Here is a 25,391-nt window from a genome sequence, read left to right as displayed (position 1 = left end):
GCTGAGCTGCCGGCCCAGGGCCCGGAGGCAGGCCCTGGGGGCCGGGTCGCTACGTGCCTGCGATGACTTCCGCCGCCGCCAGGCCGCACACCCGTGCCGCGCCGTGGGTGGCGATGTGCAGGGCCCCCCGGGGCGCCGACTGGGGCACGCCCATCTCGACCACGACGGTGTCGGGGCGGGAGGCGAGCAGGGTGTCCAGGGCCGCCGTCATCCAGGGGTGACGGTGCTCGTCTCGGACCACCGCGACGAGTGGCCGCCCGGCGGCGGCCGCGAGCGCCGAGGAGCCCGCGTCCTCACCGGTGAAGCTGCCGGTCTCGGTGCCGGGAAGCAGCCGGGCCAGCTCCGCCGCGACGCCCCACGGGGTCTCGTCGCCGACGGCGATGTTCGCGACGGGGGTGAGCGCGGCGACGTAGGGAGCCCCGGTGAGCGGGCGGTACGCCGCTGAGCGGGTCACGGTCAGCGCGCGCCGAGCGGCGACCAGGCCCACATCGGCGGCTCGGGCCGTACCGCCGCCCGCTCCGTCCGGCCCACCCGCTCCGTCCGCGCTGCCCGCTCCGTCCGAGCCGGCTGCTCCGTCCGGGGTGCCCACTCCGACCGGGGTGCCCGCACCGCCGGCACCCGCTGTACCGTTCGCACCGCTGGTGACATCGGTACCGCCGGTACCGTTCACGCCACCCGTACCGCTCGCACCACCCGTACCGCCAGGGCTGTTCGATCCGTTCGAGCCGTTCAAGCCAATCGTGGCAGGGCGGGACTCCGGGCCGGAGGCGGCCGGGGAGGCCTTCCGGGCGGCGGCGGCCGCGGCCGTCCACTCGGCCAGCGCCCGCACCCGGTTCGCCGCGTCCGCGAGGCGTTCCTCGGGGAGCTCGCCGGACCGGACGGCGGAGACCAGGGCGTCGCGCAGCCGGCGCACGGTGTCGTCGTCCGCCAGCCCGCCGCCGACGCAGATGGCGTCCGCACCGGCCGCGATGGCCAGCACGCTGCCCCGCTCGATGCCGTACGTCGCCGCGATGGCCTGCATCTCCATGCCGTCGGTGACGATGAGGCCCTCGTAGCCGAGCTCCTCGCGCAGCAGGCCGGTGAGGATGCGGCGGGAGAGGGTGGCCGGGCGGTCCGGGTCCAGCGCCGGGACGAGGATGTGCGCGCTCATCACGGCACGGCTGCCCGCGGCGATCGCGGCCCGGAAGGGAACGAGTTCGCGGGACTGGAGGACCGACAGGTCCGCGTCGATGCGCGGCAGGGCGTGGTGGGAGTCCACCGCGGTGTCCCCGTGGCCCGGGAAGTGCTTGGTGCAGGCGGCCACGCCCGCGGCCTGCAGGCCCCTGACGTAGGCGGCCGTGTGCCGGGCCACCAGGCCGGTGTCGGCGCCGAAGGACCGTACGCCGATGACCGGGTTGGCCGGGTTGGAGTTCACGTCGGCGGACGGCGCCCAGTTGAGGTTCACCCCGCACGCGGCCAGCCTGCGGCCGAGTTCGAGGGCGACGGCCTCGGTGAGCGCCACGTCGTCGACGGCGCCCAGCGCGTGGTTGCCCGGGAAGGACGAGCCGGTGCGTACCTCCAGACGGGTGACGTCACCGCCCTCCTCGTCGATGGCGACCAGGACGTCGTCACGTTCGACGCGCAGCTGGGCGGTCAGGGCGGCGAGTTGATCGGGGGAGGCGATGTTGCGGCCGAACAGGCCGACGGAGGCGAGGCCTTCACCGAGACGGCGCAGCAGCCAGTCCGGAGCCGTGGTCCCGGTGAAACCGGGCTGGAGCACGGTGAGGGCGTCGCGCGTCAGGGTGTCTGTACCACTGGCGAATGTCGTCATCGGGAGGCGTTATCCCTTCACGGCGCCCGCGGTCAGACCCGCGGCCATCTTGCGCTGGACGAGGAGGAACAGGACGACGATCGGCACGGCCATCATCGTGGCTCCGGCCATCATCGGGGCGTACTCGGTGCCGTGCTTGGTGGTGAAGTTGCCGAGCCAGACGGTGGCGGTCTGGTTCTGCTGGCTCAGCAGCATGAGGGCGTAGAGGTATTCGTTCCAGGCCTGGATGAAGGCGTAGACGGATGTCGCGACCATGCCGGGGGCCAGCAGCGGGAAGACCACGCGGATGAAGGCGCCCGTGCGGCTGCATCCGTCGACCATCGCCGCCTCCTCCAGTTCCTTCGGGATGTTGACGATGAAGCCGCGCAGCGTCCACACCGTGAAGGGGAGGATGAAGGTCAGGTACGTGAGGATCAGACCGGAGAGCTTGTCGTACTGGTGCAGGTCGTTCAGCAGCAGGAAGACCGGGATGATCATGGCTACGAGCGGGATCATCTGCACCGCGAGGATGCCGACGATCACGACCTTGCGGCCGCGGAAGGCGAAGCGGGAGATGGCCAGCGCGGCCAGCATCCCGACCACGATGCCGATCACGACCACCGAGACGGAGACGATCAGGCTGCGGCCCACCGGGCCCCAGAAGTCGGCGATGTCCAGCGCGCGGCGGAAGTTGTCGAGCGTGAACCCGGTGGGGAACAGGCTCGGATCGGGGTCGATGGCGTCCTTGGCCGGCTTGATCGCCGTGTTGAGCATCCAGTAGACGGGGAAGCCCGCGGTCAGGAAGACGACCAGGCCGAGCAGGTTCCAGCCGAGCTTGGACTTGCGGGGCCGGGAGGACTTCCGCCCCGTGGCGGACGTACGCCCGGACGTGGCGACGGCGCTCATTCGACCTCTCCGATCTGCAGCATCTGACGCATGTACACGGCGACCACGCCCAGGAGCAGCAGCACGGTCAGCACCGCGATCGCCGAGCCCTGCGCGTAGTCGTTGACGACGAAGGCACGGTCGTACGAGTACGTGGTGAGCAACTGGAACTCCGCCTCCGGGTGGCCGCCCCGCATGACGAAGACCTGCGGGAAGACGCCCATGTCCCAGATGACCGAGAGGGTCGTCAGCATGACGATGATCGGCTTGAGGATCGGCAGCGTGACATGGCGGAAGACTCCCCAGGCACCCGCGCCGTCGAGCCGTGCGGCCTCCTCCAGCTCGGCGGGGACCTGGGTGAGTCCGGCGCTGAGCGTGATGACCACGAAGGGCACCGCGCCCCAGACGACCAGGAGCATGATCACGCTCAGGCCCTGCGTCCCGCTGGCGAACCAGTTGTGGCCGACCATGTCGACGCCGGGCAGCTTGCTGAGCAGCGCGTTGAAGACGCCGTAGTCGGAGTCGAAGAGCCACTTGAAGACGGTGGTGGCCACGATGATGGGCATGCCCCAGCTCGCCACCAGCACGATGTTGATCAGCGTCTTCACCCAGCCGGACACGCGCTGGAGGAGCAGCGCGATCAGCATGCCGATGACCATGGTGAAGACGACGGCGCCGCCGGCGAACAGGATCGTCCGGACGACCACCGCCCAGAACTCGTCGTCCGAGAGCACGCCCTTGAAGTTGTCGAGGCCGACCGACTCGGCCGGCTGGAAGCCCCAGAGCTGGGACTGCCCGAACTTCTGGAAGGAGAGCGTGACCAGGCGCACCAGCGGATAGCCGAGGACGACCGCGAGGATCAGCAGGCACGGGGCGAGCAGGGCCCAGGGGGCCGCCGCCGCGCCCGAGGTCCGCCTGGCGCGTGGCGCCTTCGCGACGGCCGGTGGTGGTGCCTGCCGCGGCGGCGGCACCTTGGCAGTGGTGGTCGTGTCTGCGGCACTCATCGCGCGCTCCTCAGCGGTCCCTCAGGTCGTACGAAAGCGAAGGCCCGTACGGCCGGGCGTCAGGGGGTGAGACCCTGGCCGGGCCGTACGGGAGGCAGGGCCCCGCCCCTCCGTGACGGAGGACCGACGGGGCCCTGCTCTCAGGTCACTTGGTGTTGATGACCTTGTCGATCGCGGTGTCCGCGTCCTTCGCGGCGTCCGCGACGGACTTCTTGCCGGTGCCGATGTTCTGCAGCATGGTCTGCAGGACCTGGGCCTTCTCGACCTGGCCCCAGCCCGGCGCCATCGGGACGAACCAGCTGGACTCGGCCGCGGTGGCCGGAACGGCCGTCGCCGGGTCGCTCTGCAGGCTGACCAGGTCGGTCTTGTTGTTGGGCAGGTTGCCCTTGCCCATCAGGTACTTCTGGCCCTTGGCGCCGGTGAACGCGTTGATCCACTCGGCGGCGACGGCCTGCGCCTTCGACTTCACCGGGACGGCGAGGTCGGAGCCGCCCAGGAAGACCGGGAGGTTCTTGCCGGACGGGCCGGGCATCACGAAGTTCTCGAGGTTGCCCTTGAGCTTGCCGGTCTTGTCGCTCTTCGGGTCCTCGGCGGTCGCGCCCTCCCAGGCCGCACCGAAGATCATGCCGGACTTGCCCTGGCCGTACACGATGTAACGGTCGGACTCGTCCTTGGTCTTGTCGCCGTGCATGTACTTGTCGACGATGGTCTTGAACTCGTTGAGGCCCTTGACCGACTCGGGCGAGGAGAGGTTGGCCTTCCACGTGCCGCCCTCCTCCTTCGCGATGGAGCCGCCGGCGTCGTAGACGAAGGACATGGCCGCGTACCAGTCGCGGGTGGGCTGGTACCAGGCGCTGAACTTGGAGCCCTGCTTCTTCTGGATCTTGTCCAGGTCGGAGGTGAGCTCCGCGTACGTCTTCGGCGTGGACTTCACGCCGGCCGAGGCGGCGATGTCCTTGCGCCAGTTGCCGACGCGGCCACCGGCGTAGTACGGGACGCCGTAGGTCTTGCCGTCGTAGGTCACGGACTCCTTGAGGCCGTCGAGCCAGGTGTCCGAGTTCTCGAACTTCGAGGCGTCGAGGGGAGCGAAGGCGCCCTTGACCATGTAGCCGAGCATCTCGGTGTTGCCCATCTCGACCACGTCCGGCGCCTTGTCGGTGGCGAGGACCGCGTCGAGCTTGGTGTTCTTGTCCGGCCAGCCGTAGTACTCGTGCTTGATCTTGATGCCGGGGTGCTTCGCCTCGATCGCCGTGTCGGCCTGCTTGACCAGGTCGGGCCAGTTGTTCTGCGCGTCGACCGTGAGCCAGACCGTCAGCTCCTTGGCGTCAGCGCCCTTGTCCGACCCCCCGGACTTGTCGTCGTTGCCGCACGCCGCGACGGAGAACATCATGCCCGCGATACCGATCGCGGCTATCAGCTTGCGCTTCACGCCACCCTCCTCAGGGATGCCACAAACCCCCCTGCTCCCCGCGGTGACAAACGCCGTGTACCGCCCGTGGGGCCGGGACTGGACCAATGGTGTAGACCAGTACCGGGAGCTTGGCCTAGACCTAGGGGGGTGTCAAGGGTGTGTAAGCCCGTCCAGTCGGCCGTTATGGGACCTACATATGCAAGGACCTTTAAGTAGCCAAGCGGCACAAATTACGGACCCGTTCGCGGCCTGCGAAAGAACCACCTCCGGTCCGTCCGCGCCGACTTCGGCGACACCGTCTGCGCGCGATGGACTAGACCAACAGGTACGCCGACGGTATATAGAGGGGATCACGGAGCGTGCGGGGAACACGCGCGCAACAAGCCGTGCCACGATGTGAGGCGTGGCCGACGACATGGCGGTCGCTTCGGCATCCGGAGCCGGGAAGGCAGAGCATGAGCACCGACGTCAGCAGTGCGGAGAACGAGGGTGGGGCGCCCATCCGTACCGCGCGCGTGCCCAAGTACTACCGCCTCAAGAAGCACCTGCTCGACATGACGGAGACGCTGCCGCCCGGTACGCCGGTGCCGCCGGAGCGGACCCTCGCCGCCGAGTTCGACACCTCGCGCACCACGGTGCGGCAGGCCCTTCAGGAGCTGGTCGTCGAGGGGCGCCTCGAACGCATCCAGGGCAAGGGCACCTTCGTCGCCAAGCCGAAGGTCTCCCAGGCACTCCAACTGACCTCGTACACCGAGGACATGCGGGCCCAGGGCCTCGAACCGACCTCGCAGCTGCTGGACATCGGCTACATCACGGCGGACGACGCCCTCGCCGGCCTGCTCGACATCACCGCCGGGGGCCGGGTGCTCCGCATCGAGCGGCTGCGCCTCGCCAGCGGCGAGCCCATGGCCATCGAGACCACCCACCTCTCCGCCAAGCGTTTCCCCGCCCTGCGCAGGTCGCTGGTCAAGTACACCTCCCTCTACACCGCGCTGGCCGAGGTGTACGACGTCCATCTCGCCGAGGCCGAGGAGACCATCGAGACCTCGCTGGCGACCCCGCGCGAGGCCGGACTGCTCGGCACCGACGTGGGCCTGCCCATGCTGATGCTCTCCCGCCACTCGATCGACCGGCAGGGAGAGCCGGTCGAATGGGTGCGGTCGGTGTACCGCGGCGACCGGTACAAGTTCGTCGCCCGCCTCAAGCGCCCGCAGGACTGAGCCGGACGGCGCCGTCGCGGACCCGGTCCCGACGACGCCGGCGGAACGGCCCCGGACACGCCGTCAGGCGCCGTACCCGCCGCAGGGGTTGCCCGACGGGCCCGCGGTTCCGCCGCTGCTGAGGGCGTGTGCGCGCCGACACCGACCCTTCACACCAGCCGTCGGGCACGGGTGGTTCCCTAAAGCCCAACCGTCCCCTAGATTGCCTGCGCGTTACCCAGGTGATCGACGAGGGGACGGAGTCGCCCGAATGTCCGACCTGCCCGAAGTGAAACCACCCCTGGTGACACCGGTACGTGTGGTGATCGCCCTCTGTCTGCTCGCGCCCTTCGGGGCGATGCTGTGGGTCGGCTCCTACACGAAGACCGACCCGGCGTTCATCGGCATCCCGTTCTTCTACTGGTACCAACTGCTGTGGGTACCCCTTTCCACACTGCTGACGGTGGTCGCGTACCAGCTCTGGCGGCGTGACCAGCGGGCCCGCACCTCGGCGAAGGAAGGTGCGGAGGCATGAAGGACGGTGTGAACGGCGTCGCCCTCGGCGTCTTCGTCTTCTTCTTCCTGGCCGTCACGGTCATGGGCTTCCTGGCCGCGCGCTGGCGCAGAGCCGCCGACGAGCACACCCTCGACGAATGGGGCCTGGGCGGACGGTCCTTCGGCACCTGGGTGACCTGGTTCCTGCTCGGCGGCGACCTCTACACGGCGTACACCTTCGTCGCGGTGCCCGCGGCGATCTACGCGGCGGGCGCGGCCGGCTTCTTCGCCGTGCCGTACACGATCCTCGTCTATCCGCTGATCTTCACCTTCCTGCCCCGCCTGTGGTCGGTCTCCCACCGGCACGGCTATGTGACGACCTCGGACTTCGTGCGCGGCCGCTTCGGCTCCAAGGGCCTGTCCCTGGCCGTGGCCGTCACCGGCATCCTGGCCACCATGCCGTACATCGCGCTCCAGCTCGTCGGCATCCAGGCCGTCCTGGACGTGATGGGCGTGGGCGGCGGCGACAGCACCCACTGGTTCGTCAAGGACCTGCCGCTGCTCATCGCCTTCGGCGTGCTGGCGGCGTACACCTACTCCTCGGGTCTGCGGGCCCCCGCTCTGATCGCGTTCGTGAAGGACGCCCTGATCTACATCGTGATCGCGGTGGCCATCATCTACATCCCGATCAAGCTGGGCGGCTTCGACGAGATCTTCAAGGCGGCGAGCGACAAGTACACGGCCGCGGGCGCCGGGGGGATCGTCCCGGCCGAGGCGGGCCAGTGGACGTACGCCACCCTCGCGCTGGGCTCGGCCCTGGCGCTCTTCATGTATCCGCACTCGGTCACGGCGACCCTGTCCGGCCGCAGCCGGGAGGTGATCCGCCGCAACACGACGATCCTGCCGCTGTACTCGCTGATGCTGGGCCTGCTCGCCCTGCTCGGGTTCATGGCGATCGCGGCCGGCGTCAAGGTCACCAACGGCCAGCTCGCCATCCCCCAGCTCTTCGAGAACATGTTCCCCGACTGGTTCGCGGGCGTCGCCTTCGCCGCCATCGGGATCGGCGCCCTCGTCCCGGCGGCCATCATGTCGATCGCGGCCGCGAATCTCTTCACCCGCAACATCTACAAGGACTTCATCAACCCGGCCGCGACCCCGCGGCAGGAGACCCGGGTGTCCAAGATGGTCTCGCTCCTGGTGAAGGTGGGCGCGCTGGTCTTCGTCCTGACCATGGACAAGACCGTCGCGATCAACTTCCAGCTGCTGGGCGGCATCTGGATCCTTCAGACCTTCCCCTCCCTGGTCGGCGGGCTGTTCACCCGCTGGTTCCACCGCTGGGCACTGCTGGGCGGCTGGGCGGTCGGCATGCTCTACGGCACGATCGCCGCCTACGGAGTGGCCTCCCCGACCCAGAAGCACTTCGGCGGCAGCTCGAAGGAGATCCCCGGGATCGGGGAGATCGGCTACATCGGCCTGACCGCGTTCGTCCTGAACGTCGCGGTGGCCGTCGTCCTCACCTTCGCCCTCAGGGCGTTCAAGGCCCCGGAGGGCGTGGACGAGACCTCGCCCTCGGACTACACGGCCGACTCGGGCGACCCGGGGGTCGAGACGGAGCTCCCGCCGGCCACGGCGGACGCGAGCCACTAGGAGCGCCGGAGACCTGTCCTGGCCGCGGGCCACGGGCAGGTCCCGGCGACAGCCGGGAACGACGGGCCGCCGGACGAAAACCGGCGGCCCGTCGCCGTGCCGGTCGGGCACACTCACCCGCATGGACATCGTCATCCGGCCGGCGCGGCCCGGGGAGTACCCCACGGTGGCCGAGATCACGGCCCAGGCCTATCTCGGCGACGGACTGCTCGACTTCGGGGAGAACGACCGGTACCTCGCAAAGCTGCGGGACGTCGCCGGGCGCGCGGCCGTCGCCGACGTGCTGGTCGCCGCGGAGGGGGAGCGCGTGCTCGGCAGTGTGACCTTCGTGACGGAGGGCAGCCCCATGGCCGACTTCGCGCGCCCCGGCGAGGCCGAGATCCGGATGCTCGCGGTCGCGCGGGAGGCGCGCGGCCGGGGTGCCGGTGAGGCGCTCGTGCGCGCCTGCGTCGGGCGGGCGCGGGCCCTGGAGGGCGGCTGTACGCGCGTGGTGCTGTCCACCCAGGGCAGCATGCACAGCGCCCACCGCCTCTACGCGCGTGTGGGCTTCACCCGCACGCCCGACCGCGACTGGAACCCGCTTCCGGAGCTCGACGACATCCGGCTGCTCACTTACGAGTTGACGCTCCGGCACGCTCCGTAGCGCTCTTCGGCACCAAGCGGACACAAGATGTGGGGGCAGTCCCGAAGCCCGGCACAAGATGTATGCTCATGCTCGCTGTCACCGCAGGGGAATCCGGTGCGAATCCGGAACTGTCCCGCAACGGTGTACTTGTGCGTGTTCGCGTGTCCGCGTGCCCGCTCTCGTGTCAGTCCGAGGACCTGCCGACAGCGCGCCCCGGCCGTCCGGCCCGGGTGCCGACGACGTCCGGGCCTCGCGGAATGGGCCGGTGGACGCGGTGCGCTGCTGCCCTGGAGCGCTCCCGTGTGCCCCGCTCCTGCCCGCAAGGCCCCGTGCCGAGCGAGGGAGATCCCCACGTGACCATCGCGCCAGCCGATCCGGCTTCAGTGACCGCGCAGCAGGCCCGGGTGGAGACCGACGGTCCCGGAACCGCGCTGCTGCGGACCCTGACCGATCTGACCGCCGATCTCCCCGACGCCGACCCCGGCCGGGTCGCCGCCGCGGCGCTGCGCGGCCGGTCCTCCCGCGCCGACGAGGCGGAGCTGCGCGAACTGGCCACCGAGGCGGCCGCGGGTCTCATCTCCGAGGATCCCGTCTACTCCCGGCTGGCCGCCCGTCTGCTGGCGATCACCATCACCGAGGAGGCCGCCTCGCAGGGCGTCACGACCTTCTCCGAGTCGGTCTCCGTCGGTCACCGCGAGGGTCTGATCGCCGACCGCACGGCCGCGTTCGTCCGGCTGCACACGGCCCGCCTCGACGCGCTGACCGACTCCGAGGGCGACGACCGTTTCGGCTACTTCGGGCTGCGCACGCTGCACAGCCGCTATCTGCTCCGGCACCCGATCACCCGCAAGGTCGTCGAGACGCCCCAGCACTTCATGCTCCGGGTGGCCTCCGGCCTCGCCGAGGACGACACGGCCCGCTCGGTGGACGAAGTCGCCTCGCTCTACCGGCTCATGAGCCGCCTCGACTACCTCCCCTCCTCCCCCACGCTCTTCAACTCCGGTACGCGGCACCCCCAGATGTCGTCCTGCTACCTCCTCGACTCCCCGCTGGACGAGCTGGACTCCATCTACGACCGCTACCACCAGGTGGCCCGCCTGTCGAAGCACGCGGGCGGCATCGGCCTCTCGTACTCCCGCATCCGTTCGCGCGGTTCGCTGATCCGCGGCACCAACGGGCACTCCAACGGCATCGTCCCGTTCCTCAAGACGCTCGACGCCTCGGTCGCCGCGGTGAACCAGGGCGGCCGGCGCAAGGGCGCGGCCGCGGTGTACCTGGAGACGTGGCACTCCGACATCGAGGAGTTCCTGGAGCTGCGCGACAACACCGGTGAGGACGCGCGGCGCACGCACAACCTGAACCTCGCGCACTGGATCCCGGACGAGTTCATGCGCCGGGTCAACGAGGACGGCGTCTGGTCGCTGTTCTCCCCCGCCGACGTGCCGGAGCTGGTCGACCTGTGGGGCGACGCGTTCGACGCCGCCTACCGCAAGGCCGAGGAGGCGGGCCTCGCGAAGAAGACCATCCCGGCCCGCGACCTGTACGGCCGCATGATGCGCACCCTCGCGCAGACCGGCAACGGCTGGATGACCTTCAAGGACGCCGCCAACCGCACCGCCAACCAGACGGCGGAGCCGGGGCACACCGTCCACTCCTCGAACCTGTGCACCGAGATCCTGGAGGTCACGGACGACGGGGAGACGGCGGTCTGCAACCTGGGGTCGGTCAACCTGGGCGCGTTCGTGGTCGGTCAGGACATCGACTGGGAGCGGCTCGACGCGACCGTGCGCACCGCGGTGACGTTCCTCGACCGCGTGGTGGACATCAACTTCTACCCGACCGAGCAGGCGGGCCGCTCCAACGCGAAGTGGCGTCCGGTGGGCCTCGGCGCGATGGGCCTCCAGGACGTCTTCTTCAAGCTGCGGCTGCCCTTCGACTCGCCCGAGGCCCGCGCCCTGTCCACGCGGATCGCCGAGCGGATCATGCTCGCCGCCTACGAGGCGTCCGCGGACCTCGCCGAGCGCAACGGGCCGCTCCCGGCCTGGGGGAAGACCCGTACCGCCCGTGGCGTCCTGCACCCGGACCACTTCGACGTCGAGCTGAACTGGCCGGAGCGCTGGGCCGCCCTGCGGCAGCGGATCGCCGAGGTCGGCATGCGCAACTCGCTGCTCCTGGCCATCGCGCCGACGGCGACCATCGCGTCCATCGCGGGCGTCTACGAGTGCATCGAGCCGCAGGTGTCGAACCTGTTCAAGCGCGAGACGCTCTCCGGCGAGTTCCTCCAGGTCAACTCGTATCTGGTGGGCGAGCTGAAGAAGCTCGGCGTGTGGGACGCGCAGACCCGTGAGGCGCTGCGCGAGTCCAGCGGCTCGGTGCAGGGCTTCACCTGGGTCCCGCAGGACGTGCGCGACCTGTACCGGACGGCGTGGGAGATCCCGCAGCGCGGTCTGATCGACATGGCCGCCGCCCGGACCCCGTTCCTGGACCAGGCGCAGTCGCTGAACCTGTTCCTGGAGACGCCGACCATCGGCAAGCTGTCCTCGATGTACTCGTACGCCTGGAAGTCGGGGCTGAAGACGACGTACTACCTGCGGTCCCGTCCCGCGACGCGCATCGCCCGCGCGGCGCAGGCCCAGGCGCAGCCCGAGAAGACCATCCCCGTCCAGCAGGTCGCCGACCCCGACGCCGTCGCCTGCTCCCTGGAAAACCCCGAGTCCTGCGAGGCCTGCCAGTAATGAGCGACACCACCGCCGAGAAGGCCGCGTCCGAGAAGAACCTGCTCGACCCGGGCTTCGAACTGACGCTCCGTCCCATGCGCTACCCCGACTTCTACGAGCGCTACCGGGACGCGATCAAGAACACCTGGACCGTCGAGGAGGTCGACCTCCACTCGGACGTCGCCGACCTCGCGAAGCTGACGCCGGGTGAGCAGCACATGATCGGCCGGCTGGTCGCGTTCTTCGCGACGGGCGACTCGATCGTGTCGAACAACCTGGTGCTGACGCTGTACAAGCACATCAACTCCCCCGAGGCGCGGCTCTATCTGAGCCGTCAGCTCTTCGAGGAGGCGGTGCACGTCCAGTTCTATCTGACGCTGCTCGACACCTATCTGCCCGACCCGGAGGACCGCGCCGCGGCCTTCGACGCGGTCGAGAACATCCCCTCCATCCGCGAGAAGGCGCAGTTCTGCTTCACGTGGATGGACTCGGTCGAGAAGATGGACCGGCTGGAGAGCAAGGCCGACCGCCGCCGCTTCCTGCTGAACCTGATCTGCTTCGCCGCGTGCATCGAGGGGCTCTTCTTCTACGGGGCCTTCGCGTACGTCTACTGGTTCCGCAGCCGGGGTCTGCTGCACGGCCTGGCGACCGGCACCAACTGGGTGTTCCGCGACGAGACGATGCACATGAGCTTCGCCTTCGAGGTCGTCGACACCGTCCGCAAGGAGGAGCCGGAGCTCTTCGACGACAAGCTCCAGGAGCAGGTCACCGACATGCTGCGCGAGGCCGTCGAGGCCGAGCTGCAGTTCGGGCGCGACCTGTGCGGTGAGGGCCTGCCGGGCATGAACACCGACTCGATGCGGCAGTACCTGGAGTGCGTGGCGGACCAGCGCCTTCAGCGGCTGGGCTTCGCGCCGGTGTACGGCTCGGAGAACCCGTTCTCCTTCATGGAGCTCCAGGGTGTCCAGGAGCTGACGAACTTCTTCGAGCGCCGGCCTTCCGCGTACCAGGTCGCGGTGGAGGGCACCGTCGACTTCGACGAGGACTTCTGACCGTCCCGGTCGTCCTGACCGTTCGTCACCGATGAGAGCCGGGCCGCCCTGTGCGGCCCGGCTTTCGTCACGTACTGCCCCCGTGGCGCCAATCGCCGTGCCAATCCCCATCCATGGAGCGGCAAAGTTCTTCCGGCACGCCTGTTCGCACGCCGTTCCCCCCGGTTACGTTCTGGCCGTCCCGTCGAGCCGCGCACCTCGGCACACCCGGGACGACTGAATTGGCATGCCCATGACGCATCTCTCCATGCTCGCACTACGCGCGTCACAGGCTGCCGTCCCAGAGCGCCGAGAACCCCACCTCCGGCCATGGCGCCCCGAACGGCCCCACCCGGGCCCGAGCGGCACCGGCCTCGAACCGATGGAGGCGACACCCCCATGCGTTCCCAGCGCCCCACCCCCTCCGGCAGACCCGCCCGGAGTCTGCGAAGACTGCTCACCGCCGCCCTCCCCGCCCTGGCTCTCGGCGTCGCCGGGTTCGCCGCGGCCCCTCCCGCGGACGCCCGGCCCGCGCCGGCCCCCCACGTCTCCCGGGCCACTCAGAACGCCGGGGCCCTCACCGACCCTGCCCGCCAGACGGTCCACGCGACCGGCAGGGCCGGCCAGAAGGTCGCGACCAAGCACCTGTGCGCCGAGGCGTCACGGCCCGGTCAGATGTCGTGCTTCGCCCAGCGGCGCACCGACATCGCGCAGAAGCTCGCGGCCCAGGTCTCCCCCGACTCCGCCGCCGCGGTGTCCGGCCTCAGCCCGGCCAACCTGCACAGCGCCTACAACCTGCCCTCGACGGGCGGTTCCGGCCTGACGGTCGCCGTGGTCGACGCGTACAACGACCCCAACGCGGCCGCCGACCTCGCCACTTACCGCTCGCAGTTCGGCCTGTCCTCCTGCACCAAGGCCAACGGCTGCTTCAAGCAGGTCAGCCAGACCGGTTCGACGACCTCGCTGCCCACCAACGACACCGGCTGGGCGGGTGAGGAGGCGCTCGACATCGACATGGTCAGCGCCGTCTGCCCCAACTGCGGCATCATCCTCGTCGAGGCGAACTCCGCGAACGACTCCGACCTCGGCGCCGCCGAGAACGAAGCGGTCGCGCTCGGCGCGAAGTTCGTCTCCAACAGCTGGGGCGGCTCCGAGTCGTCCTCGCAGACCGGCGAGGACACCTCGTACTTCAAGCACCCGGGCGTCGCGATCACCGTCTCCTCCGGTGACGAGGCCTACGGCGCCGAGTACCCGGCGACCTCCCAGTACGTGACCGCCGTCGGCGGAACCGCGCTGAGCACCTCCTCCGGCACCCGTGGCTGGACCGAGTCGGTGTGGAAGACCAGCAGCAGCGAGGGCACCGGCTCCGGCTGCTCCGCCTACGACGCCAAGCCGTCCTGGCAGACCGACACCGGCTGCGGCAAGCGCATGGAATCCGACGTCTCCGCCGTCGCCGACCCGGCCACGGGCGTGGCGGTCTACGACACCTACGGCGGCTCCGGCTGGGCGGTCTACGGCGGCACCAGCGCCTCCGCGCCCATCATCGCGGGCGTGTACGCGCTGGCCGGCACCCCGGGGGCCGCCGACTACCCGGCGAAGTACCCCTACTCCCACACCTCGAACCTGTACGACGTGACGAGCGGCAACAACGGCTCCTGCTCCCCGTCGTACTTCTGCACCGCGGGCACCGGGTACGACGGGCCGACCGGCTGGGGCACCCCCGACGGCACGGCTGCCTTCACCTCGGGCACCAGCACCGGCAACACCGTGACCGTCACCAACCCGGGCAGCCGGTCCACAGCCACCGGCGGCTCGGTGAGCCTGCAGATCGCGGCGAGCGACAGCGCGGGCGCGGCCCTCACCTACAGCGCGACCGGGCTGCCGACCGGGCTGTCGATCAGCAGCTCGACCGGGCTGATCTCCGGCACCGCGAGCACGGCGGGCACCTACGCGGTCACCGTCACGGCGAAGGACGGCACCGGCGCCTCCGGTTCGGCCTCCTTCACCTGGACGGTCAGCACCTCGGGCGGCGGCACCTGCGCCTCGGCGCAGCTTCTCGGCAACCAGGGCTTCGAGTCGGGCGCCACCGTGTGGAGCGAGACGAGCGGGGTCATCACCAATGACACCGGCGAGGCCACGCACGCCGGCTCGTACGACGCCTGGCTCGACGGATACGGCTCGACCCACACCGACACGCTGTCCCAGCCGGTGACCGTCCCGTCCGGCTGCAAGGCCACGTTCACCTTCTACCTGCACGTCGACACGGCCGAGACCAGCACCGGCACGGCCTACGACAAGCTCACCGTCACCGCGGGCTCCACCACGCTCGCGACCTACTCCAACCTCGACAAGGCTTCCGGGTACACCCAGAAGAGCTTCGACCTGTCCTCCTTCGCCGGTTCGACCGTCACGCTGAAGTTCAGCGGCGTCGAGGACTCCTCGCTCCAGACCAGCTTCGTCGTGGACGACACCGCCGTGACGACCGGCTGACCCGCACGCAGGAAGGACGGCCGCCACGGCTGCCGTCCTGCGCGGGGCCCCGGCCGCCGAGGCGGCCGGGGCTGTCGTGCGCGGGGACGGATCCTGATGCCCCGGTGGCACGTCCAACCCCCGAGGAGGCCACCCCATGCGCCGAACGACTCACACCCGGACCATCGTCCTCGCCACTCTGGCCCTGCTCCTCGCGGGCTGCGGCACACAGAGCGGAGGCGACGCGGGCGGCGGTGACACCGTGTCGCCGCCCCCGACCCCGTCCTCGACCTCGACTCCGTCCCCGACCCCGTCCCGCCCGGACTGCGCGACCGCCGAGGGGGAGCTCGGCGCCGCCGACACCGGGCACACCTACTGCCTGGCGCCCGGCGAGACGATCCGTGTCTCCCTGGACGGCACCACCAGTCGTCCCTGGGCTCCCGTGAAGAGCGACGGAAGCTCCCTGGAGGCCACCAACAGCGGGATCGTCCTCCAGCCGGGTGACGCGTCCGCCGCCTACCGGGCGGTCTCGGCGGGAACGGTCCGGCTGACCTCGTCCCGCCCGCTGTGCCCGAGCGATCCGGCCCGGGTCTCCTGCGACGGCCTTCAGGAATGGACGGTCACCGTGGTCGTGCCCCGGGCGTGAGCACCGCGGCGCACGCCGGGCGGCCCGAGGGCGGCCTGGCGTGCGCCGATGGGGGTTACGGGGCCGGACACCGCCGTGTCCGGCCCCGAGGCTCCGCGGAGCCCTAACGCGGCCGGGCCCTCAGCCGCAGGTCGTGGGGCCGCAGGGTGATGCCGACACGGGTCGCGTCGCTGGACCCGGACACCTGCTCGAAGCGCCACCGGGACGCCACGGTCGCGGTGATCAGGGAGAGCAGTGCCATCGAGAAGTGGTCGCTCGGGCACTTGCGGTTGCCCACGCTGAAGGGGCGCATCGCGTACTTCGGGATGTCCTTGGAGCGTTCCGGAAGCCAGCGGTCGGGATCGAAATCCAGATGCTCCTGGTACGACCGGGGGTCGCGCTGGATCGCGTACGGGCTGTAGACGATGTCGGCACCGGCCGGAATCCGATAGCCGCCCAACTCGGTTTCGGCCACCGCGCGCCGCGTCAATATCCATACGGCCGGACGTAAACGCATCGCCTCGACGACGACATTGTTCGTGTGCGACAGCTTCCGGACGTCAGCGAATCCGACGGGCCGGTCTCCCGCGACGGACCGGACCTCGGCGGCCACTTTGTCCGCCTGTTCCGGATGTTCCGTCAAGATGTGAAGCAACCACATGATCGTGGAGGCGATGGTTTCACTGCCGGGAGTGAGTATCGCGACGACTTGGTCGTGGATCTCCTGTTCGTCTATGGGGTCGCCGTCGTCGTTCTTCGCCTCCAGCAATGCCGTCAGCAAATCGTCCGGCTTTTGACCAGATGCCCGCCGCTCGTCGATGATCTCGTCCACGAGTGCGTGCAAATCGGCCAATGCGCGGTCGAATGCGCGTATCGAGGGAAGCGGGAGCCGGTAGAGCGGTCCGGCGGGTATGACCATACGGCGGTACATGCCCCGGAAGACGGTGGTGAGCGCCAGGCTCAGCCGCTCGGCGCGCTCGTCCATGAACCGGCCGCGCAGCAGACAGCGGGCGGCGACACGGACCGCGACGCGGAACGACTCGGAGGTGCAGTCGACCGCGGCGCCGCCGTCCCAGCGCTCGGCGAACGCCTTCGACTCCTCCTCCATGATCGGGCCGTACTCGGGGATGATGTCGGCCCGGAACGCGGGCTGGATGGTCCGGCGCTGACGCCGGTGCTGCGAGCCGTTGGCCGTGGCGACACCCTGTTTGCCCAGCAGTCCTTCGAGCGACTCCCACAGGGGGCCGCCGATCTCGTAGTCGGGGCTGAGCGCCAGCGCGCCGGTGAGCGCGGGGCTGGTGACGGCGTACACCGTCTTGGGTCCCATCCTGAGCCGGACGACGTCGCCGTGGTCGCGCAGCCGGGCGAGGAAGCCCAGCGGGTCGCGGACCAGTTTCCAGCCGTGCCCGAGCACGGGCACCCCGCCACCGGCGAGGGGCGGGACGGACAACTCCCGCACCTCGGGCACCTCGGGTCGTACCGCGTCGACGGTCATTTCTCACCTGCCGCTTCATTGTTGACGTACGGGGGTGTGGAGCGGTCGTCCCAGCTGTCGACCATGTACCGGCCCGACTCGTGGTGGAACCAGTACACGGAGCTGAACCAGTTCCGCATGTTTCCGAGGCACGCCGTGACGGCGATGCTCGTCTCTTTTCCCCGGACCGTACCGTCGGCCAGTGACGCGGCGAACCGTAAGACGGCCTTCTCGGCGACGAGGAATTGTTCCACGCATTCCTCGACCCGCCGCCTCACTTCGGTGACGGCTTCTTCGAGCGTCAGCCCCTGATGGTGAATGAGACTGATTCCGAGATTATGGACCTCGTCGCCCGCTATTTCTTTCGGGAGCGAGCAGAGGTCGTTGTACCAGGCGGCGAATTCCTGACTGAGCAGGGCCGCCCGCTGGAATGCGGGATGCTGTCGCACCTCGGCGGGGAGTTCGCAGCCGGCGCTCGGTTCCAGAAGGTCGGTCCAGATCTGGTGCGCGAAAGTGAGCCGACGGAGTTCCAGGTATTCCGCGACCGTGGGAATGGTGCCGGAGGTCCGGTTCCGGAATTCCTGGTCGTACGCGTCGATCACCGCGTGGAAGTGGCGCGCGAACCGTTCGTTCCAGTTCTCGCCGAGGAACGAGTACAGCCGCACCATGCTGTCCGCGAATCCCGCGACCAGGGGGTCCTGGTGGTGCAGATGGTCCCTGGGGGTGTCGAGGGCCGCATGGAGCCGGAACCTGAGCTTCCGCCAGGCGCCCGCCCGGCCGTGGACGACATCGCGGTCGTGCCGGTCGTCCCAGACGAAGAACCACGCGCTGTAGTCCGCTATCGCCTGGAGGACGTCGTCGGGGGCGCCTATGTAGTAGCCCGCCATGAGGTCCGTGTAGCACAAGCCGTCGGCATACTCCTCGACCTTGTCCGCGGGCATCAGTCGCTTTTCGAGGAGCCAGGTCCTGGTGTTCTCCTGAAGCCTCGGCCAATACGGGTGCAGTTGACGGGGAAACGCGGACTCGATCACCGGGAGAGAGAGCGCCGGTGGCACCGCGAGCACTGTCGATGAAGAGCCGTATGAGAAAGCACGCACGAACAAACCCCTCTCAGCCGCCTGTTGACGTCACGCCCCTCCGGCTGTGCCGGGCGTGCGCCGTTGCGTATCCCCGCACTTCCCATTCAGCACCACAACTGACCGTTCTGGGAACGGATTTGGCCCACTGACTACGCGACCATGCCGAGAATCTCCCCTTGTGTGACTGAATCTGGATCGCCGAGGGAGCACAAGGGATCGAACATACGACGTACATGCGAACGGTGCCTGGTCAGGCGGATCACCTGTCCAAGCACCGTTCGAGCGGACCCACGAGAGACCGTGCGTCACACCGGTCAATTTATGTCACAGCGGCACGGGGCGCCTTGCGAAGCGAGGCTCAGCCGTTCGCCACGGTCGCGTAGCGGGGCTCGTTCTCGGCCATCTGCCGCAGCGCGTCCTTGCGGTCGCGCTTGGAGAGCCGGTCGATGTACAGGTACCCGTACAGATGGTCCGTCTCGTGCTGGAGGCAGCGCGCGAAGTACCCGGTACCGCGCACGCGGACCGGGTTGCCCTTCTCGTCCTGCCCGGTGACCTCGGCGTAGTCGGGGCGGGCGAGCGGCGCGTACGCGGTCGGCACGGACAGGCAGCCCTCGTTGCTCTCGTCCAGCTGACGCCGGTCGGCGGGCAGGTCGACCAGCTTCGGGTTGCAGACCACGCCGACGTGCCGGGTGCCCTGGTCGTCCTGGCAGTCGTAGACGAAGACCTTCAGGTCGACGCCGATCTGATTGGCCGCCAGGCCCACGCCCTCGGCGGTGCGCTGGCTCGCGAACATGTCGGCGACCAGCTGGTCCAGCTCGTCGCCGAACTCGGTGACGTCCTTGCACTCCTTGTGCAGCACCGGGTTCCCGACCACCGTGATCGCGCGCGAGGTGCCACGCTCGCGGTAGCCCGTCTCGCGCTCCTCGGCGTCCTCGGTGTCGATGACGAAGCCGTCGTCGTCCACGGGGAGCACGCCCACGTGCTGCTGATCGGTTTCCTGCTGCGCCATGACGACGTACGCCTTCCTCAGACCTTGGACTTTTCTGCGACTACAGCCTAAAGGTGCGCTCAGCAGACCTCTTCCAGATCCCGCCAGTCACGGGAGTCCGGACTGTCGGCGACCCAGCCGTCGAGCAGGCCGCGCACCAGCGAGGCCGGCGCCGCGAGCCCGCACTCCCGCTCGGGCACCCACAGCTGCCCGTCGGTGCGATGGCCGAGCGGACCCGGGTGCCCCGGCTCGCTGTGGTCGTGCGGGTCGAGGTGTTCCTCGTCGCCCTCGTCGGACGGCATCCGGGACTCGGAGCACATCCGGCACAGCAGCCGTACGGACGAGGACCAGTCCTCCGCGGCGAAGCCGGCGTCGGCGGCGAGCCGCTCCAGCGCGTCCCGGTCGTCCTCGGTGGCCGCCTCGAGCAGCACGACCCAGGTGGGCACCGGCGAGGGCGCCCACAGCTCGATCTCGTCGAAGACCGGGTAGGCGTGCCCGGCGGCCGTGGTCCGCTCGCCGTGCGGGACGCCGTCGTGCAGCACGACCTCGCCCCAGCGGCGTCCGGAGGACGGCAGCGGGATCGACAGCACCTCGACGCGGGCGGGGTCCAGCCTGCGCCCCCACACCACCTCGGCCTCGCCCTCCGGCGACAGCCGGACGGCCGCGCTGCCGAGGTCCATGCCCACGGGCTCGCCGGAGACGGCGGCACCGCCGGGCACCCGCAGCCCGTACGCCTGCCAGGAACGCCGCGCCAGCGGCCAGTCCTGGAGGGCGGTGGCCGCGATCCCCACGTTCCACCAGTCGGGTGCGCCGGTCTCCCGGTCGAGCAGGGCGACGGCCCGCAGGCCCGCTGCCCGCGCCTGCTCCCAGTCGTGCCGGAACTTGTGCAGCAGAGCCAGGTTGAACCAGGACTCGGACAGCCAGGGCTCCAGGTCCGCGGCCCGCGTCAGCAGCGCTCCCGCGTCCTCGTACCGGCCGTCGCCGATCAGCGTGAACGCACGGTCGGTGGCCTGCCGCCATGAGGCGGAGGGCCGGTGTCGTCCCTTGCCGAAGATCCTCACGATTCCCGCCTGCCAGTTCCTGGTGTTACCCGCCTGCCGGTCCTTCGAAGAGTCCCTGGGAGGCAGTGCAGCCCCGGGCCGGCCCACGCCCCCTGACACCCTCTCCCTCGCATCCAACCACGTACCTTCGGACGGCCGCTCATTACCCATGGGTTACCCAGCCCGGGGCAAGGTCAGACCGGCTCGGGACACGACCCGGGCCAGTGCCTCCACGACCTCCGGCTGGTAGTCGCGGGCGGTGGCCAGCCGCAGCTTCTCCAGCGCGGTCAGCGGCCCTGTGGGCCCTGCTGCCCGGGCCATCTCCTCGTATGCGTTCACGGTCCGCACGATGCGCGCGGTGACCGGCTGCTCCCGGTACGGATCCGCCTGCCGCTCCACCACGACGGCGACCTCGGCCTCCACCCCGGTCTGCCGTACGACGGCGCCGCCGAGCAGCGCGATCCGCCGCTGCTCGGCCGCCGGGAGCGTGGCGGTGGCGCCGGCCGGCACGGGGTCGACCAGGCTGAGCTGCCCGATGTCGTGCATGAGCGCCGCGTACTCCAGGACGGTGAGGCCGGGCTCGGACAGGCCCAGCTCGCGGCCCACGGCCCGGCTGAGCGCGGCCACCCGCCGGGCGTGACCGGCCGGTGTGTACCCGGCGATCTCGGTCGCGCGCGCGAGGGAGGCGATCGTCTGGCGGTAGGTGACCCGCACGGCCGCGTAGCGCCGGAAGGACAGCTGGGTGAGCAGCAGCGGCAGCGAGAAGACGGGCAGCGCCCACAGTCCGACCACCGCGACCGCGAGCGCCATGACGGCCCCGGTCGCGCACACCGCCGAACCGATCCCGAGGGTGGCCCGCAGCTCGTCGCGCAGCAGCGGCCCGAACGGCCACCGGGTCCGCGCGTGGGCCGTCACCGCGGCGAGCACGGCGTCCCACAGCGTGGTGAGGACCAGCAGCGCGACCAGCAGCAGGGCCTGCGCCGAGCCGCCCCATTCCAGCAACCTGCCCTGGTCGTAGAGGGGTTGGAAGCAGACGGCGGCGAAGGTGACGGTCAGGACGCGGCGGGAGAGATGGTCGAGCGTCGGCGCCTGTCCCCGTGCCACGTGCGGAACGCAGCCGATCAGTGCCGCCGCCACGACCACGGCGACGACCTGGAGGACACCGTGGTCGGTGCGGTGCCCGGCGTTCTCGCCGAGCAGCGCGTACGCGAGGGCTCCGGCGGCCCCCAGCGGCGCGGACTCCCGTTCCTCGGCCCCGCTCCACCGGGCGAGCTCGCCGACGGCTATGAGCAGGCCGAAGGCCAGCGCCGTGCCGCGTTGGTCGAGCCCTTCCCAGAGGGTGACGCCGAGGGCGAGGAGCGCGAGAAGAAGGGCGAGGACGCGCACCGCCGCGAGCAGCGCGGGGGTCCTCCCGGCCGACGCGGGACGGGCCGGACGCGGGGAGCGGGCGGGGGCCTCGCGCCGCGGGGCGGTGGTGCTCACGGCGCGCTCCGCCCGAGGGTGTCGGACGGATACGCCGGCCTGCCCGGGGAGACGGCCGGGGCGGTGTCCGCGGTCACCGCGGGATGCCAGCCGTGCCGGTCGAGCGCCCGGACCAGCGCCATCACCATCCGGGGGTCGAACTGTGTCCCCGCGCAGCGCCCCAGTTCCTCCAGGGCCGCCGGCACCGGGCGGGCCCTGCGGTAGGAGCGGGTCGACGTCATGGCGTCGAACGCGTCGGCGACGGCCACCACCCGGGCGAACTCCGGGATCTGCGGCCCCGCCAGCCCGTACGGATATCCGCTTCCGTCCAGCCGCTCGTGGTGGTGCAGGATCGCCGAGCGGGCCTCGCCGAGGAACCCGATCCCGCGGACCATCTCGTGCCCGTACTCGGGATGCAGTTCGATGACCCGCCGCTCCTCGGGGGTCAGCGGTCCGTCCTTGCGCAACAGCCGTGTGGGGACACCGAGTTTGCCGACGTCGTGCAGGATGCCGGCGAACCGGAGCACCTCGACGCGCTCGTCGCGCATGCCCAGCTCTCGGGCGATCAGCACGGAGGCCCGCCCGACCCGCTCGCTGTGTCCTCGGGTGTAGCCGTCCTTGATGTCGACGGCCTGGACGAGGGCGCGGATGGTGGCCTGGTGGGCGGCCCGTTCGCGGTGGTACTGGGCGAAGACCCAGCAGGAGACGTACATCGGCAGCAGGACGAGGAGCGCGGCGACGGGCCCGTACGGGCTGCGCCAGAGCACCGCCATCATCAGCCCGGCGAGACCGTGCACGGCGACCGGTGCCAGCGAGCGGGCGAAGAGTCCGTGCCAGGCACCGCGCACCGGAGCGCGCTCGGCCAGGGCCAGGATCCCGCCGTCGAGGACGGTGAGCGCGGCGCTGAAGGCGAGCACCGCGGCTCCGGCGGGCACGAGCGCGTAGGGGAAGTCGGGCGCGACGAGCGCGTCCCGGCCGCCGAGCGCCCCGTAGACCCGGGAGGCCGCCCAGACGGCGACGGCGAGCTGGGCCGCGCGCCAGATCCGGCGCGGGCCGCGCGGGCGCTGTTCGACCCGGGCGAGCAGGGCCCCGGGCAGGGCGACGAGGGCGGCGGCGGGCGGGGGCAGCAGAAAGGCGCCGGCCAGCAGGACGGGGAGGAAGGCGCCCATTCCCTGGGCGGTGTCGCCGCCGGGCGCGCCGGCTCCGTGCGGCCGGAGCGGCAGTGTGACGCGCTCGCAGCCCGCGTAGAGCACGGCGAGGAGCCCGACGATCTCCCAGGGGACGCGGAGGTGCGGCAGGGGAGCCAGACAGGCGAGCGCCAGAAGGACGACCCCGGCCACGTACGCACGGGCCCACGCCGGAACCGAACCCATCCCCGAACCTCCCCCGTACCTCCCCCGGTCTCAGGCTCGGAGCCTAGGGCGGGAGGAGGGAAGGGGGGACGGGTATATGCGAATCCGCGGGCTCCAGGCCCGCGGATTAGCACGTTCGGGTGATAAACGGAGGGCCGGGAGACGGCGGCCGGGGCGTGGCCCTCGCGGTGGAGGGCCGCCCGGGGGTCAGGACTCGCGGGCCGTCGCGGTCACGTCGTGCTCGGGCACGGCCTGTCCGGAGCGGATCAGATCGATACGGCCCATGACCTTGGCCCGCAGATCGGTCGGCACGTCGTCATGCCCGCAGCACCGCTTGACCAGCTTCTTGACGGCCTGTTCGAGGCCGTACTTCTCCAGACACGGAGAGCACTCTTCGAAGTGGACCTCGAACTTGGTGCAGTCCGCGTCCGGCATCTCATGATCGAGGAACTCGTAGAGATGATCGAGTACCTCACTGCAATCCGTCTCGTGCGGCTCTCCGCAGCTCATGAGCCCGAGCCTTTCGCTTCGTTCGACTCTCCGGCGCCGGCGGGGACCAGCCCGCGGTCACGGGCGTAGTCCTCCAGCATGCCGCGCAGTTGGCGACGGCCCCGGTGCAGCCGGGACATCACCGTACCGATGGGTGTCCCCATGATGTCCGCGATCTCCTTGTACGCAAAGCCCTCCACGTCCGCGAGATACACGGCGATGCGGAATTCCTCGGGGATCGCCTGCAGCGCTTCCTTCACGTCGGAGTCGGGCAGGTGGTCCAGCGCCTGCGACTCGGCGGAACGAAGGCCGGTCGACATGTGCGACTCGGCGCGCGCCAGCTGCCAGTCCTCGATCTCCTCGGCCGCGCTGCGCTGGGGTTCGCGCTGCTTCTTGCGGTACGAGTTGATGAAGGTGTTGGTGAGAATGCGGTACAGCCACGCCTTGAGGTTCGTGCCCTCGCGGAACTGGTGGAAGGACGCGTACGCCTTGGCGTACGTCTCCTGCACCAGGTCCTCGGCGTCGGCCGGATTGCGTGTCATCCGCAGGGCGGCCGAGTACATCTGGTCGAGGAATTCGAGCGCGTCCCGCTCGAAGCGCGCGGTGCGCTCGGCGGAGGTCTCCGCCGTCGCGTCGCTCGTGCCCTGGCCCTCGGGCTGCTCCGCCTGGCCGTTTTCGGTCCCTGCGTCGGTCCCAGTGACCGGACCCACCTCCTCCAGCGACGTAGCGAGACCGAGACCGGTCCCACTGGAATCGGAGGATAGACGAACATCATGCCCGCCCGCCGCCCGAATCGGGGCGTTCTTGCCCGCGTGCAGCACCGTCCAGTCCAGGTCAGCGCGGCTGCTGCGGCTCGGGCAGAAGGTCGAACCCATGCGGCGGACTTCCTCTCGTACGAACGGTGCAGCACGCTGCGTGCTGTCTGATCCGCACAACAGAGGACCGTCACTCTGCATTCCCGGCCGTCACCCGAGTGACGCGGCCCACCCGACGACGCCGTCCGTGATGATCTTCAGCGCCTCCTCCTGCGTGAGCGGGGCCCGCTTCGGGACGGCGAAGCCGTGGTCGCCGTAGGGCACCTCCATCAGCTCGTACGAGCCCGGCGGGAACTCCTCCGGCTTCCCGAACGGGTCGTTGCCGCCCTGGACGACGAGCGTGGGCACCCCCGCGCCGAGCAGTTCGCCGGCGCGGGACTTCTCGGGCCTGCCCGGCGGGTGCAGCGGGAAGCCGAGCGCGAGGACGGCGGCGGCCCCGAGTTCGGTCGCGGTCCTGCACGCGACGCGGGCGCCGGCGCTGCGGCCGCCGGAGACCACGGGGAGCCCGGGCCCCGCCAGCGCCGGCCACACGCCCCGCCATCCCACGTCCAGCGTCCTCGGCGCGGGCGCCACCTTCTTCCCGGCCACCCGCCAGGGCTGCTCGACGAGTGCCACGCTCACCCCGTGGGCCGGCAGCACCCCGGCGAGCGCCCGCAGGTCCCGGGCCTCGATGCCGCCGCCCGCACCGTGGCTCGCGGCGAGGACGAGCCGCGCCTTCGCCGCCCGGTGCCAGGTGACCCGGGCCGTACCGGCTTCCGTCTCGACGGTCTCGCTCACATCGCTGATCCTCGTCACG

General features: G+C 70.4%; 21 protein-coding genes and 1 riboswitch. Of the genes, 8 read left to right on the top strand and 13 right to left on the bottom strand.

All coding sequences use genetic code 11. The annotated features are described in order from the left end of the window. Positions 1 to 49 precede the first annotated feature (49 nt). The 4 genes from ACF07B_RS25495 to ACF07B_RS25480 form a co-directional block, all read right to left on the bottom strand. A complete protein-coding gene (locus tag ACF07B_RS25495) occupies positions 50 to 1,810 on the bottom strand; it encodes a glycoside hydrolase family 3 protein (RefSeq protein ID WP_392180644.1) in 1,761 nt (586 codons plus the stop codon). Between the two features lie 9 nt (positions 1,811 to 1,819). Then, a complete protein-coding gene (locus ACF07B_RS25490; RefSeq protein ID WP_369484031.1) occupies positions 1,820 to 2,695 on the bottom strand; it encodes a carbohydrate ABC transporter permease in 876 nt (291 codons plus the stop codon). Then, entirely contained in the window at positions 2,692 to 3,678 is a 987-nt protein-coding gene (locus ACF07B_RS25485; RefSeq protein WP_369484032.1) for a carbohydrate ABC transporter permease, read from the bottom strand. Before ACF07B_RS25485 ends, ACF07B_RS25490 begins: the two co-directional genes overlap by 4 nt. A 145-nt stretch (positions 3,679 to 3,823) precedes the next feature. Further along, a complete protein-coding gene (locus ACF07B_RS25480) occupies positions 3,824 to 5,107 on the bottom strand; it encodes an extracellular solute-binding protein (RefSeq protein ID WP_392180643.1) in 1,284 nt (427 codons plus the stop codon). A gap of 437 nt (positions 5,108 to 5,544) precedes the next feature. On the opposite strand from ACF07B_RS25480, the gene ACF07B_RS25475 reads away from it, so the two are divergent. From ACF07B_RS25475 to ACF07B_RS25440, 8 genes are all read left to right on the top strand, one after another. Continuing rightward, the gene (locus ACF07B_RS25475; protein WP_326785595.1) at positions 5,545 to 6,309 is read left to right on the top strand and encodes a GntR family transcriptional regulator; all 765 of its coding nucleotides are present in this window, start codon (positions 5,545 to 5,547) and stop codon (positions 6,307 to 6,309) included. A gap of 250 nt (positions 6,310 to 6,559) precedes the next feature. Beyond that, positions 6,560 to 6,823, top strand: coding sequence for a DUF3311 domain-containing protein (locus ACF07B_RS25470; protein WP_392180642.1), 264 nt, complete (start codon positions 6,560 to 6,562; stop codon positions 6,821 to 6,823). Further along, positions 6,820 to 8,430, top strand: coding sequence for a monocarboxylate uptake permease MctP (mctP, locus tag ACF07B_RS25465; protein WP_369484035.1), 1,611 nt, complete (start codon positions 6,820 to 6,822; stop codon positions 8,428 to 8,430). Before ACF07B_RS25470 ends, mctP begins: the two co-directional genes overlap by 4 nt. 121 nt (positions 8,431 to 8,551) lie before the next feature. After that, positions 8,552 to 9,073, top strand: a complete 522-nt coding sequence (locus tag ACF07B_RS25460) for a GNAT family N-acetyltransferase (RefSeq protein WP_384241707.1) — start codon at positions 8,552 to 8,554, stop codon at positions 9,071 to 9,073. Between the two features lie 87 nt (positions 9,074 to 9,160). Beyond that, positions 9,161 to 9,253: riboswitch (cobalamin riboswitch) on the top strand. 155 nt (positions 9,254 to 9,408) lie between these two features. Beyond that, positions 9,409 to 11,790 carry a ribonucleoside-diphosphate reductase subunit alpha gene (locus ACF07B_RS25455; RefSeq protein ID WP_392180641.1) on the top strand — a complete coding sequence of 794 codons (2,382 nt, stop codon included), beginning with the start codon at positions 9,409 to 9,411 and terminating at the stop codon, positions 11,788 to 11,790. Next, positions 11,790 to 12,824 (top strand): ribonucleotide-diphosphate reductase subunit beta, encoded by a 1,035-nt coding sequence (locus tag ACF07B_RS25450; protein ID WP_392180640.1) that lies wholly within the window; start codon positions 11,790 to 11,792, stop codon positions 12,822 to 12,824. The genes ACF07B_RS25455 and ACF07B_RS25450 overlap by 1 nt, the downstream gene beginning before the upstream one ends. Positions 12,825 to 13,202: 378 nt before the next feature. Continuing rightward, the gene (locus ACF07B_RS25445) at positions 13,203 to 15,293 is read left to right on the top strand and encodes a putative Ig domain-containing protein (RefSeq protein ID WP_392180639.1); all 2,091 of its coding nucleotides are present in this window, start codon (positions 13,203 to 13,205) and stop codon (positions 15,291 to 15,293) included. A 136-nt stretch (positions 15,294 to 15,429) separates the two neighbouring features. Then, positions 15,430 to 15,918: a hypothetical protein gene (locus ACF07B_RS25440; protein WP_369484040.1), complete on the top strand. Its 489-nt coding sequence runs from the start codon at positions 15,430 to 15,432 to the stop codon at positions 15,916 to 15,918. Positions 15,919 to 16,021: 103 nt separating this feature from the next. Here the strand turns inward: ACF07B_RS25440 and ACF07B_RS25435 are convergent, their stop codons facing one another. The 9 genes from ACF07B_RS25435 to ACF07B_RS25395 form a co-directional block, all read right to left on the bottom strand. After that, positions 16,022 to 17,392, bottom strand: coding sequence for a cytochrome P450 (locus ACF07B_RS25435; protein WP_392180638.1), 1,371 nt, complete (start codon positions 17,390 to 17,392; stop codon positions 16,022 to 16,024). After that, the gene (cyc1, locus tag ACF07B_RS25430) at positions 17,389 to 18,468 is read right to left on the bottom strand and encodes an epi-isozizaene synthase (protein WP_392180637.1); all 1,080 of its coding nucleotides are present in this window, start codon (positions 18,466 to 18,468) and stop codon (positions 17,389 to 17,391) included. Before cyc1 ends, ACF07B_RS25435 begins: the two co-directional genes overlap by 4 nt. Positions 18,469 to 18,808: 340 nt before the next feature. Further along, entirely contained in the window at positions 18,809 to 19,459 is a 651-nt protein-coding gene (gene def, locus ACF07B_RS25425; RefSeq protein WP_369484043.1) for a peptide deformylase, read from the bottom strand. Positions 19,460 to 19,518: 59 nt separating this feature from the next. Then, on the bottom strand, positions 19,519 to 20,499 hold the full coding sequence (locus tag ACF07B_RS25420; RefSeq protein ID WP_326785606.1) for a hypothetical protein: 981 nt from the start codon (positions 20,497 to 20,499) through the stop codon (positions 19,519 to 19,521). A 153-nt stretch (positions 20,500 to 20,652) separates the two neighbouring features. Next, on the bottom strand, positions 20,653 to 21,876 hold the full coding sequence (locus ACF07B_RS25415) for an HD-GYP domain-containing protein (protein WP_392180780.1): 1,224 nt from the start codon (positions 21,874 to 21,876) through the stop codon (positions 20,653 to 20,655). Positions 21,877 to 21,956: 80 nt separating this feature from the next. Continuing rightward, positions 21,957 to 23,312 (bottom strand): HD-GYP domain-containing protein, encoded by a 1,356-nt coding sequence (locus ACF07B_RS25410; RefSeq protein ID WP_392180636.1) that lies wholly within the window; start codon positions 23,310 to 23,312, stop codon positions 21,957 to 21,959. Between the two features lie 186 nt (positions 23,313 to 23,498). Continuing rightward, a complete protein-coding gene (gene rsrA, locus ACF07B_RS25405) occupies positions 23,499 to 23,801 on the bottom strand; it encodes a mycothiol system anti-sigma-R factor (RefSeq protein ID WP_369484045.1) in 303 nt (100 codons plus the stop codon). Further along, the gene (gene sigR / locus ACF07B_RS25400) at positions 23,798 to 24,490 is read right to left on the bottom strand and encodes an RNA polymerase sigma factor SigR (RefSeq protein WP_326790805.1); all 693 of its coding nucleotides are present in this window, start codon (positions 24,488 to 24,490) and stop codon (positions 23,798 to 23,800) included. The genes rsrA and sigR overlap by 4 nt, the downstream gene beginning before the upstream one ends. A 255-nt stretch (positions 24,491 to 24,745) precedes the next feature. Then, the gene (locus tag ACF07B_RS25395; protein WP_392180635.1) at positions 24,746 to 25,390 is read right to left on the bottom strand and encodes an alpha/beta family hydrolase; all 645 of its coding nucleotides are present in this window, start codon (positions 25,388 to 25,390) and stop codon (positions 24,746 to 24,748) included. Between the last annotated feature and the right edge of the window lies 1 nt (position 25,391).

Source organism: Streptomyces sp. NPDC015532, assembly GCF_043078065.1.
Lineage (GTDB): Bacteria > Actinomycetota > Actinomycetes > Streptomycetales > Streptomycetaceae > Streptomyces.
This window is presented reverse-complemented; position numbering and strand designations above follow the sequence as displayed.